Genomic DNA, 11,264 nt, shown 5'->3' on the forward strand with positions numbered 1-11,264 from the left:
CCTCCGCGTCGGTGCGCCCCGGCGCCCTCGCCCCGCCTCGTCCGCCCGCGCCCGGCGCCCTCGCCCCGTCTCGTCCGCCCGCGCCGGTCGCCCGCGCCCCGCCTCGTCCGCCCGCGCCCGCCGCCCTCGCCCCGCCTCGCCCACCCGCGGCCGTCCGTGTCGCCCCGCCTTGTTCGCCCGGGCGCCCCGTCGCCCTCGCCCCGTCTCGTCCGCCCGCGCGTCCGGCCCCCTCCGCGCGGCCCGCCCACAGCAGGGACGTCAGTGGCGGTACGCGGCCCGTCAGGGTGGCGAGGAGGCCGATCACGGCTACCGCCACGCCCGCGTGGGTGGCTGCGTCGAGGGTGATGAGGAGGGTGGCGGCGAGGAGGGGGGTGAGGAGGGAGTCGGCGCCGAGGACGAGGACGGCGGCGAACCAGAGGAGGCCGCGGATCGGGTCGAAGGTGTCGGGGTCGAAGGCGCGGACGGACATCGCGAGGAGGCCGCCGCCGAGGGCGGCGAGGCCGGCGCCGAGGGTGAAGGCGAGCAGTTTGAGGGCGGCGACGGGGACGCCGGCGGCCTCGGCGCCGGGTTCGTGGTCGCGGAGGGCGGCGAGGGCGCGGCCGGTGCGGCCGCGGCGCAGGGCGGCGACCAGGAGGAGGGCGCCGGCGAGGAGGGCCAGTTCCAGGGCGTAGTAACGGCGGTCGCCGTCGAGACCCGCCGGGCGGCTCAGGGTCAGGCCCGCCGTCGCGTACGGCTGGGCGAAGACGAAGCGGCTCACCGCCACCCCGACCGCGAGCGTGGCCAGGGCGAGCGCCAGGCCGTGGCGGCGGATCGCGGGCCAGCCGGTGAGCAGGCCGAGCGGGGCCACGCACAGCGCGGCCACCCCGAGCGCCACCAGCTCGGGCAGCCCGGCGGCCGCGAGCAGGGCCGTGAACAGGGCGCCGAGTCCCGCGTACGCCGCCTGGCCGAGCGCGATCTGGCCGCCGCGGCCCGACACCACCACCAGCGAGAGCAGGATCACCGTGAGCGCCGGGACCTGCACCGCCGTCGAGAGGTCGTCACCCGCGAAGCCCAGGGGCAGCAGGAGCAGCACGCCGGCCACCAGCCATACGCCCACCGGCACCCGCGCCTCCCGAGCCGGCGGCGGCAGCGTGTCCTCGCCGCCCACCCCGGGCAGCACCAGCGCCGCCACCAGCAGGGCCACCACGAACAGGTTCGCGCCGACCGCCTGGACCAGCGGGCCGGCCCAGCCCTCCGGGTGCAGGCGGGTCAGCTGGGCCTGCGCCACGCCGAGGGCGAGCGCCGCGAGGACGGCCACCGGCAGGCTCCGCATCCGGGCGAGGACCGCGACCGCGATCACCTCGACCACCAGCAGCGGCATCCCGTACGGGTCGAGCCGCACGTACGGCGCGAGCAGCACGCCCGTGAAGCCGGCCGTGAACGCGCCGAACGCCCAGCCCGCCGCCGACACCCGGTCCGTCGCGATGCCCGACAGCTCGGCCAGCGGCCGGTTGTCGACGACGGCCCGCAGCTCGCGGCCGAACCGGGTCCACCGGGTCACCGCCCCGACCAGGCACGCGAGCGCCACCACCGCCGCCAGCTGGGTCCACGGATCGTCGCCGAGGAGCACCGGCGCGTCGGACCGGGCTCCGTTGCCCCAGACGAGCGCCGCCGCGCCGACGAGCAGCACGAACACGCCGATCGACGCCACCAGCGTCTGCGCCGGGTTCGACCCGGCGAGCGCGAGCGGCCGGAACACGGCCCGGTCGAGGAGCAGGCCGATGCCCGGCGCCACCACGAGCAGTGTGACGAGCGCGCCGAGCGGCAGCGGCCACCCCCACTCGACCACGAGCTGCCGGAGCACGTACGCGCAGACCATCGCGATGGCGCCGTGCGCCAGGTTGAGGACGCCGGTCGCGCGGTACGTGACGATCAGTCCGATGCCGGTGAGCGCGGCCGCGCTGCCGACGGCGAGACCGGCGAGGGTGAGGTCGTACGTCAGCGAGGCCACGGCTCACACACCGGGCAGGGTTCGAGTCCCGTGTCGTCCCCCACCGGCACCGCCTCCGGACGTCCCGTCACCAGCGGGCAGTCCGGCCGGTGGGCGAGGGTTCCGCCGGGTACCCGCAGCGGCGGTTCGTCCGAGGAGGGTCTTCCTTCGGCTTCGGTATCCGCATTGGCATCCGCGTCGGTATCGGCCGCTTCCCCCGCCGGCTCCGCCACGGCGGCCCCCGTCCCGTCCCGTACTCCCGCCACCACCCACACCGCCCCCGCCACGAGCAGCGCCGCCCCCGGCACCGTGCTCGACGCCAGATACGGCAGCTGCCGGGCGACGATGACCTCGCCGGAGACCCCGTACCACCCGATCACGCACAGCACCGCGCCCCCGGCGACCGCCGCGAGGCCGCCCCACAGCAGCAACCGGCCCGTCCGGACCGCCCGGACCCTCCGTACGGTCCATGATGTCGAGCGCACGAGGGCCTCACCACCTTCACCCGCTTTCCTTGCACTATGCCCCGAATCGCCCCACCCTGGACTCATCAGGCGTTCGGCCTGCCCCTGACATCCGGTGGTGAGCCAGATGCTTCTCACGCGACGTGCGGCGGTCTTCGGCGCGGCGGCGGTCCTGGTGCTGACTCCGGTCGTCGCCGGTTGCTCCGACGACTCCGGCAGCAACCCGGCGCCGAGCAAGGCCACGCCCACCACCTCGCCCGCCCCGACGAACCAGCCGCTCGACACGGTCGCGGCCAAGGCGCAGATCACCAAGAACTGGACCGCCTTCTTCGACCCGAAGACCCCGCCCGCCGAACGGATCAAGCTCCTGGAGAACGGCGAGAAGATGGCGCCCGTCCTCGGCGCCTTCGCCGGGAACAAGAACGCCGCCGCGACCTCCGTCAAGGTCACCCAGATCAGCTTCACCTCGCCCACCGGCGCGAACGTCACCTACGACCTGCTGGTGTCGGGCAACCCGGCCCTGCCCAACGCCAAGGGCACCTCCGTCCTGCAGGACAACACCTGGAAGGTGTCCGTGAAGACCCTCTGCGGCCTGGTCCAGCTCAGTGGCACGACCCAGGCCCCGGGCTGCTGAGGCGGTAGCGGCGCTGCTCCTCGCCGTGCTCGCCGCCCTGGTCCCGCTCCTGGCGGGCTGCGGCAGCCGGCTCCCGGAGCGTGCCTTCGAAACGCGGCCCACCGTCCACCCCTCCGGCGGTGAGCCGCTCCGCGTCGGCATCATCACCAGCGCCACCAGCCCGGTCGGCGGCGACACCTTCACCGGGCCGCGCGACGGCGCCCGCGCCTGGTTCGACGTCCTCAACGCCCGCGGCGGCGTCGCCGGGCGCAAGGTCGAGGTGTTCACCTGCGACGACGGCGGCAGCGGCATCGGCAACAACGCCTGCGTCCACGAACTGGTCGACCGGCGCAAGGTCTTCGCCCTGGTCGCCACCACCGCCCTCGACTACGCCGGCGCCCCGCTCGTCGCGAAGGCCGGCGTCCCCGACATCGGCGGCCAGCCGCTCACCCCCGCCTACGACACCTACCCGCACCTCTACGGCATCTACGGCAGCTCCGCCCCGCGCACCGGGAAGTCGCCGGGCTGGCACGGGGTCCTGTACGGCGGCACCGAGGTCTACCGCTGGTTCCGCAGTCACCTCGGCGCCCGCACCGCCGCCGTCGTCTCGTACAACCAGGCGGCCTCCGCCGCGTACGCCCGGCTGATCACGAACGGGCTGCGCGCCGAGGGCTACCGGGTCGTCGGCGAGCAGGTCGACTTCGCGCTGCCCAACTTCCGCGCCGTCGCCGCCGATCTGCGCGCACAGCACGCCGACCTCGTCCTCGACGCGATGGACACCCACGGCAACGTGCAGCTGTGCGAGGCCATGGAGGCGCTCGGCGTCCATGTCGCCGCCAAGGTGACCAACGTGCAGAACTGGTCCTCGTCCGTACCGCGCGACTACGCGAAGGCGCCGGGCTGCCGGGCCGCGCTGTACGTCACCGGCTCCAGCCGCGCCTACGACGACACCGCCTTCCCCGCCGTGCGGGAGTTCCGGGCGGCGATGGGCGACCGGCCGCTGTCGCAGTGGCAGTTGGAGGGCTGGGCGGCGGCCATGTGGTTCACGGACGCGGCCCGCTCCTGCGCCGGCGGCCCCGGCGGACCCGCCGGGATCACCCGGGCGTGCGTCGAGGCGTACGTCAACCGGGCGGAGCCGTACACCGCCCGCGGGCTGCTCCTGCCCGTACGCTTCGAGCGTCTGGCGACGCCGCCGAAGACCTCGTACACCTGCCTGTCCGTGGCCCGCTGGCAGGACGGCCGCGGCTGGGTCCCGCAGGGCGACATGAACCGCAACTGTGCCACCGTGCCCCAGCTGGGCTACCGCCCGTGACACCGCCCGCGGCGTCGTTCGGGGAACCGCCCGCGACACCGCCCGGACGCCGGTCGCGCGCAAGGCCCCCGCGCGCGCAGTACAGTCGGCGGCGACCAGACACGCTTGACCGGGGGGAACCGGTACGGCCATGCGCATCTCCTTCCTGCTCCACAACGGCTACCACATCGGCGGCACCATCCGGACGGTCTTCACGCTCGCCGCCGAGCTGGCGGCCCGTCACGAGGTGGAGATCGTCTCGGTGTTCCGCCACCGCGACGAGCCGATCCTCGGCGTACCCGCCGGAGTGACGCTCCGTCCGCTCGTCGACATCCGGAAGAACAGCCCCGGGTACGACGGCGAGCACCCCGACTTCCACCGTCCCGCCCGGGTCTTCCCGCGCGGCGACGGGCGCTGGAAGCAGTACAGCGCGCTCACCGACGCCCGGATCGGCGCCCACCTCGCCTCCGTCGACGCGGACGTGGTGATCGCCACCCGCCCCGGTCTCAACGTGCAGCTCGCCCGGCAGGCGCCGCGCGGACCGGTCCTGGTCGGGCAGGAGCACCTGATCCTGGACGGGCACAGCTACCGGCTGCGCCGGGACATCGCCCACGAGTACGCGCTCCTGGACGCCGTCACCACCGTCACCGAGGCCGACGCCCGCTCCTACCGGGCGCTCGGCCTGCCGGGCACGGTCCGCGTCGACGCCGTGCCGAACAGCGTCCCCGCGCCCACCGTGCCGCCCGCCGACCCGGCCGCCAGGATCGTCGTCGCGGCCGGCCGGCTCACCCCGGTCAAGCGGTACGACCTGCTGATCGACGCCTTCGCGGACGTGGCCGCCGCCCGTCCCGACTGGAAGCTGCGGATCTACGGCACCGGCGACGCCGCCGACAACCTGAAGCAGAGCCTGGCCCGGCAGATCGAGCGGCTCGGCGTCGGCGGGAACGTCTTCCTCATGGGCACCGCCCACCCGATGGAGCCGGAGTGGGCCAAGGGCTCGCTGGCCGCCGTGACCTCCCGGCGCGAGTCCTTCGGCATGACGATCGTCGAGGCGATGCGCTGCGGCCTGCCGGTGGTCTCCACCGACTGTCCGTACGGCCCCGGCGAGATCATCGAGGACGGCGTCGACGGCCGGCTCGTCCCGGTCGACGACACGGCCGCCGTCGCCTCCGCCCTGCTCGCCCTCATCAACGACGACGAGGCCCGGGCCCGGGCGGCGAAGGCCGCCCTCGTCTCCTCGGAGCGCTTCGACCCGGTACGGATCGCGGCCCGCCACGAGGCCATCTGGAGCGAGCTCGTCGAGCGGCGGGCCGGAGCCGACGCCCCGCGCGCCCGCAGCCACCCGGCGGCCCGCGCCGCCCTGCACCGCACGGTCGGCGCCCTCCTCGACAGCGCCTACGCGGCGAAGGCCAGGGCCGGCGCGCTGGTCCGCCGCTTCCGCTGACGGAAGCGGGCCTCCGTGCGCGCGGCGCGGACGGGCCGCGGGGAAAACGTGAACGGGCCCTGGGCCGTGGCGTCGCGGAATTACTGGCGGAATGCTGCCGTCCGCTTGTTCTGAGGAATTCCGGGAAAGGGCGCCGAGATCCCCTGAATTACCGGGGAAACGGCTGGAATTCGACCCCGTGGGCGCGCTTCCGGAAGAGCGGGGTCATGTCAAACACATGTCGAGAACCTGTGACACAAGCGTGACCGGCAGGGTACTAACGTGAGCTGCATGACATCCGAACACGCACCCGATACGTATGTGGGACTCCCCGCCGAGGAGGCCGAGCGCCTCGCCCGGATCCGTGGCTGGAGCGTCGTCCGGTCCCTGCCGCCGGGCTCGATCATCACCATGGAGTACATGGAGGCGCGCATCAACTTCGAGGTCGAGGACGGCGTCGTGACCCGCGCCTGGCGCGGCTGAGAGAGCCGGTCCGGAAGGGCACGGCAGAGGGCCCCGGCCGTGATCGGCCGGGGCCCTCTGCCGTACCCGTCCGTGTCGCTCAGCCGCCCGTCGCCGGCCGCGAGTGCGGTGGGCGACGGCTGCCGGCCGGGCCGACCGGGGCGCGCTCCGAGCGCACCGCGTGATGGGCGGCGGAGTGGTGGCCGGCCGTGTGGTGGGCGCGCGGGGCGGCCAGCGGCGAGGCGGGCAGGCCGGCGGCCCGCCCGGTCGCGTTCCGGCCGGCGCTGCCCGCGCCGACGGTCTCCCGCACCGGCTCCTCGGCCCCGGCCGGCCGCTGCGGGAAGAGTCCCGGCACCGGGCCGCCGGTCGCCACCGGCAGCGAGGGCACCAGGCGGCGGCGGGACCGCAGCTGCTCGCGCAGCCGGTCGCGCACGCCCAGGATCCACGCCTCGGCCACCGTGATGACCGGCTCGCACCAGGGCAGCGCGAGCAGCACGACCAGGCCGGCGGCCCAGCCGAGCAGTACGTCGCTCAGCCAGTGCGTGCCCAGGTAGACGGTGGTCAGGCCGACGCCGAGCGCGACCAGGGCCGACAGCGCCGACAGATAGCGGCGGGCTCTCGGCGTGGTCGCCAGATAGGCCAGGATGCCCCAGGTCACCACCGCGTTCGCGGTGTGCCCGGACGGGAATATGTCGCCGCCCGCGAACAGCTCGGCGGAGCCGATCTGGGTCGCGTAGTGGGGGCCGAGCCGGCCGAGACCGAGTTTGACCGCGCCGACGGTGGCGTTGAGCAGGAGCAGCGCGGCGCCGAGCGAGAGCAGCGGCCGCAGCGTGTGCTGGCGCCAGGAGCGCCAGCCCAGCCAGGCCGCCACCATCACGGCCGTCGGACCGCGCTGGCCGAGGACGACGTAGTAGTCGAGGAACGCGTGCCACTCCGGCCACTGCTGGTAGGGCCGGAAGAGCATGATCTTCCAGTCGATCAGCACCAGCGGGGTCGAGAGGAGCACGGCGACGACGATGACCAGATAGAACGCCAGCGTCCCGCCGAAGAGGGCGAGACGCGTCCGGGTCATCCGCGGGACCTCTATCTTCGGCGGTTCCGGCTCCCGGTCCAGCCGGGCAAAGATGTCGGTACGCACCCAATCGACGTTACAGGGAGTGAGTAGCGACCTTGGTCGTTCCGGTCCCTTCGTGATGACGATGTGATGTGGAGTTGCTCTCAGCCGGGCGTTTGTTCCCGTCATCCATCGGAAAATCCGATGACCTCCGGTGCTTTCGCCGAAGCCGCGATTCCGTAAGCCTGTTTGACCGCCCGGAGAATTCCGGAAACGGCTCCGCACGCGAAATTCCAGGTGACACGCGGTGCGGGCGCACGACGGCCCGAGTGGCGTACGCCACACCACGCGGCCCGCCGGGGTGAGACCCTGACCACGCGCTCGGGCATTGAACTCGCGTACGCTGACGGCTCACTCGCCCGTCGATGCCGGGCCGCCCCGGGGCCGACCCCCCGGCCGGTGCCCGCCGAGCGCGAGGGCTTCACTGGGAGGTACATGCATGGCGCGGACGATCACGGCCGAAACACGGCCGCGGGCCCTCGGCCGCGGCCCCGACGGCGGCGCGAACCGCTGGGTCGTCCTCGTCGTCCTCTGCGTCAGTCTGCTGCTGGTCGCGCTCGACTCGACCGTGCTGCACGTCGCCGTCCCCTCGCTCACCGAGGACCTGCGGCCCAGCTCCACCCAGCTGCTGTGGATCGTGGACGCCTACCCGCTGATCTGCGCGTCGCTCCTCATCCTCTTCGGCACCCTCGGCGACCGGGTCGGGCGCAGACGCGTGCTGCTGCTCGGCTACGCGCTCTTCGGCATCGCGTCGGCGGTCGCCGCGCTCGCCACCGCGCCCATGGTGCTCATCGGCGCCCGGGCCCTGCTCGGCGTCGGCGGCGCGATGATCATGCCGGCGACGCTCTCGCTGCTCCGCGCGGTCTTCCCCGACCGGCGCGAGCGGGCCACCGCCATCGGCATCTGGACCGCGGTCGCCGCAGTCGGCGCCGCCACCGGACCCGTGCTCGGCGGCTTCCTCGTCGAGAACTACTGGTGGGGCTCGGTCTTCCTGATCAACATCCCGCTGATGGCCCTGATCCTGCCGATCGGCCGCTGGCTGCTCCCCGAGTCGCGCGGCGCCGCCGACGGGCCCTGGGACGTGCTCGGCGCGCTGATGGCCGCCGCCGGAGTGCTCGGCGCCGTCCTCGGCGTGAAGCGGCTCGGTGCCGGCGCCGAGCCGCTAGCCCCCGCCACCCTCGGCCCGCTGCTCGTGGGCGCCCTCCTGGTCGTCCTCTTCGTACGGCGGCAGAAGCGGCGCGCGCACCCGCTGATCGACATGCGGCTCTTCGCCCGGGCGGCCTTCACCACCTCCGTCGGCTGCATCGTGCTCGGCATGCTGGCCCTGGTCGGCCTGGAGCTCATCGCGGTCCAGTACCTCCAGCTGATCCTCGGCCTCAGCCCCCTGGAGACCGGCCTCCGGCTGCTCCCGCTCACCTTCGCCGCGATGGCCGCCGGCGCCACCGGCTCGTACACCCTGAACCGGCTCGGTCCGCGCCGGATGGTCGGCTGGGGCTTCGTCCTCACGGCGGCGGCGGTGCTGCTGCTCGTCCTCATGGGCCAGCACGACCGGCCGGTGCTGCTCACGGTGGGCTTCGTGCTGCTCGGCTTCGGCCTGCAGACCACGCTCTTCTCGGCGTACGAGTCGATGCTCAGCGAGGCCCCGCCGGAGAGCGCCGGCGGCGCGGCGGCGATCGGCGAGACCTCGTACCAGCTCGGCGCGGGCATGGGCATCGCGCTGCTCGGCAGCGTCATGAACGCGGCGTACGCGCCCGGGCTCGCCGGACTGCCCGGCGTGCCCGCCCCGGCGGCGCGCGCCGCCGCGAACTCCCTCGGCGAGGCGTACCAGGTGGCCGGCCGGCTCGGCGGCACCGCGGGCGAAACGCTCCACCACGCCGCCCGCCACGCCTTCGTCCACGGCCTCCACGTCACGCTCTTCGTGAGCGCGGGCCTGCTGCTGCTCGGCGCGCTGATGGCGCTGCGGCTGCCGCGCGTGATGGAGTGCGCTCCCGCCCAGGACCTGAACCCGGACCGGGCGCCGGAGCGGAAGTGCGGGCAGGACCTTCCGAAGGTGCCCGCCACCCGCGAACCGAGCGCGCCGCCGGCCGCGGTGAGCCCGGGGCCCTGAGGCCCCCGGCTCAGCTCTGGTTGAAGAAGCCGTCCTGGGCGCGGCCGGCCGACTCGCCCGTCACGATCTGGGTGTCCGCCGGGGTCAGCAGGAAGACCCGGGTCGCGACGCGCTCGATCGAGCCGCGCAGGCCGAAGGCGAGGCCCGCGGCGAAGTCGACGACGCGCTTGGCGTCGTTCGGCTCCATCGCGGTGAGGTTGACGATCACCGGGACGCCGTCCCGGAACAGCTCGCCGATGCCCCGGGCGTCCCGGAACCCGTCGGGCGAGACGGTCGCGATCCGACGGCCCTGCTCGTGCGCCGTGTCGGACGCCACCCGCACCCGCGGGTCCGTCACCCAGGCGTCGCCGCTCTCGGCACCGTCGGCGTACTCGTCGTCGTAGTAACGCTCGTCGTTGTCCTCGACGAGTCCCAGCCAGGCACTGGCCTTGCGCACCGATCCCATGGACGCCTCCTTTCAGCGCGGTCACTCGTGGTTCCGCAATCCCTATCGTCGTCCATGATGCGGATCGCGCGCCAAGTGGATAGTCGGCGCGCAGGGGTTTCGTGACGGTACTGGTGCAGAACGTGAGGTCCGAAATCTGGCGAATCGTCAGGGATCTTGCGGTATGCGGGGGCTGACGGAGGCTTGGCCGCAGCCGTGCAAATCAAATGATGAATGTCGGGCCGGAAGGGTGACGACCGGGGCGTACGGGTGAACGGGACCCGTGGGTACGATGCCGACGCAGCCGCAGTACGGGGGAGTCTCTTGTTCGGAATAGTCAGGCCCTGCACGCACCGCCTCTCCGAGGGCCTCAAGGCGGAGTGGATGGCCCATCTCTGCGGCCTCTGTCTGGCACTTCGCGCCGACCACGGGCAGTTCGCCCGCGTCGTCACCAACTACGACGGCCTCATCGTCTCGGTCCTGACGGAGGCTCAGACCGGCCGCACCGAGGCCGGCCGGCGCACCGCCGGGCCCTGCCCGCTGCGCCAGATGCGGACCGCCCCCGTCGCGCGCGGCGAGGGCGCGCGGCTCGCCGCCGCCGTCTCGCTGGTGCTCGCCTCGGCGAAGATCCGCGACCACGTCGCCGACCGCGACGGCCTGTTGGCCCGCCGGCCGGTCGCCGCCGCGGCCCGCCGGGTCGCCCGCTCCTGGGACCGGGCGGGCGCCCGCACCGGCCGGGAGCTCGGCTTCGACACGGCCGTCCTGCTCGACGCGGTGGACCGGCAGACCGGCATCGAGACGCTCGCCGGGCCCGGCACCCCGCTGCTCGTCGTCACCGAGCCGACCGAGACCGCGACCGCCGCCGCCTTCGCGCACACCGCGGTGCTCGCCGGCCGCCCCGGCAACGCCGCGCCCCTCGCCGAGGCCGGCCGCCTCTTCGGACGCCTCGCCCACCTCCTCGACGCCGTCGAGGACCAGGCCGCCGACGCCGCCGCCGGCTCCTGGAACCCGCTCACCGCGACCGGCACCTCCCGCGAGGAGGCCCGCCGGCTCGCCGACGACGCGCTGCACGGCATCCGGCTCGCGCTGAAGGACGTCGACTTCGCGGACGGGCGGCTCGCCCATGTGCTCCTCGCCCACGAGCTGCGCACCTCCGTCGACCGCGCCTTCGGCACGACGACCTGCTCGCACGGCGCGCCGGGCGCGGGACAGGGACCGGTGCCGGGGAACCCGTACGCCACGCCCGCCGGACCGGGAGCCGCGCCCGGGAACCCGTACGCCCCGGGCGGCCCGGGCGGCAGTCCGTACGCGCCCGGACCGGGCGGCCCCGGCGGGCCGTACCACCCGGGTCCGGGCGGGCCCGGTGGCCCGGGGGGTCCCTGGGGCCCGCTCCCGCC

10 protein-coding genes are annotated in these 11,264 nt (G+C 74.5%); 6 read left to right on the top strand and 4 right to left on the bottom strand.

Annotated features, from left to right (window positions below; translation table 11 throughout):
• Positions 1–1,990: ABC transporter permease subunit (locus tag ACWEV0_RS34555; protein WP_453153773.1), on the bottom strand; the 1,990-nt coding region annotated here is incomplete at its 3' end.
• Entirely contained in the window at positions 1,978–2,454 is a 477-nt protein-coding gene (locus ACWEV0_RS34560; RefSeq protein WP_453153774.1) for a hypothetical protein, read from the bottom strand. The genes ACWEV0_RS34560 and ACWEV0_RS34555, both read right to left, overlap by 13 nt.
• Positions 2,455–2,560: 106 nt before the next feature.
• On the opposite strand from ACWEV0_RS34560, the gene ACWEV0_RS34565 reads away from it, so the two are divergent.
• The 4 genes from ACWEV0_RS34565 to ACWEV0_RS34580 all read left to right on the top strand — a co-directional run bounded on the left by ACWEV0_RS34565 (position 2,561) and on the right by ACWEV0_RS34580 (position 6,243).
• A complete protein-coding gene (locus ACWEV0_RS34565; protein WP_453153775.1) occupies positions 2,561–3,067 on the top strand; it encodes a hypothetical protein in 507 nt (168 codons plus the stop codon).
• Entirely contained in the window at positions 3,039–4,358 is a 1,320-nt protein-coding gene (locus tag ACWEV0_RS34570) for an ABC transporter substrate-binding protein (RefSeq protein ID WP_453153776.1), read from the top strand. Before ACWEV0_RS34565 ends, ACWEV0_RS34570 begins: the two co-directional genes overlap by 29 nt.
• 130 nt (positions 4,359–4,488) lie before the next feature.
• On the top strand, positions 4,489–5,781 hold the full coding sequence (locus ACWEV0_RS34575) for a glycosyltransferase (RefSeq protein ID WP_453153777.1): 1,293 nt from the start codon (positions 4,489–4,491) through the stop codon (positions 5,779–5,781).
• Positions 5,782–6,051: 270 nt separating this feature from the next.
• On the top strand, positions 6,052–6,243 hold the full coding sequence (locus ACWEV0_RS34580; RefSeq protein ID WP_453153778.1) for an I78 family peptidase inhibitor: 192 nt from the start codon (positions 6,052–6,054) through the stop codon (positions 6,241–6,243).
• Positions 6,244–6,322: 79 nt separating this feature from the next.
• Here the strand turns inward: ACWEV0_RS34580 and ACWEV0_RS34585 are convergent, their stop codons facing one another.
• On the bottom strand, positions 6,323–7,360 hold the full coding sequence (locus ACWEV0_RS34585) for a phosphatase PAP2 family protein (RefSeq protein ID WP_453153779.1): 1,038 nt from the start codon (positions 7,358–7,360) through the stop codon (positions 6,323–6,325).
• 415 nt (positions 7,361–7,775) lie between these two features.
• Here ACWEV0_RS34585 and ACWEV0_RS34590 point away from each other — a divergent pair, with 415 nt between their 5' ends.
• On the top strand, positions 7,776–9,443 hold the full coding sequence (locus tag ACWEV0_RS34590) for an MFS transporter (RefSeq protein WP_453153780.1): 1,668 nt from the start codon (positions 7,776–7,778) through the stop codon (positions 9,441–9,443).
• Between the two features lie 10 nt (positions 9,444–9,453).
• On the opposite strand, the gene ACWEV0_RS34595 is transcribed toward ACWEV0_RS34590, so the two are convergent.
• Positions 9,454–9,888: a cell division protein SepF gene (locus tag ACWEV0_RS34595; protein ID WP_453153781.1), complete on the bottom strand. Its 435-nt coding sequence runs from the start codon at positions 9,886–9,888 to the stop codon at positions 9,454–9,456.
• Between the two features lie 303 nt (positions 9,889–10,191).
• Here ACWEV0_RS34595 and ACWEV0_RS34600 point away from each other — a divergent pair.
• Positions 10,192–11,264 (top strand): DUF5685 family protein (locus tag ACWEV0_RS34600; RefSeq protein WP_453153782.1); only part of this gene is annotated, 1,073 nt, incomplete at its 3' end.

It is taken from the genome of Streptomyces sp. NPDC003943 (assembly GCF_053605265.1).

Bases quoted from the DNA above. Each gene is read 5' to 3' on its own strand.
- ACWEV0_RS34590 (WP_453153780.1), top strand. From the start codon at position 7,776: ATGGCGCGGACGATCACGGCCGAAACACGGCCGCGGGCCCTCGGCCGC.
- ACWEV0_RS34565 (WP_453153775.1), top strand. From the start codon at position 2,561: ATGCTTCTCACGCGACGTGCGGCGGTCTTCGGCGCGGCGGCGGTCCTG.
- ACWEV0_RS34580 (WP_453153778.1), top strand. From the start codon at position 6,052: ATGACATCCGAACACGCACCCGATACGTATGTGGGACTCCCCGCCGAG.
- ACWEV0_RS34575 (WP_453153777.1), top strand. From the start codon at position 4,489: ATGCGCATCTCCTTCCTGCTCCACAACGGCTACCACATCGGCGGCACC.
- ACWEV0_RS34595 (WP_453153781.1), bottom strand. From the start codon at position 9,888: ATGGGATCGGTGCGCAAGGCCAGTGCCTGGCTGGGACTCGTCGAGGAC.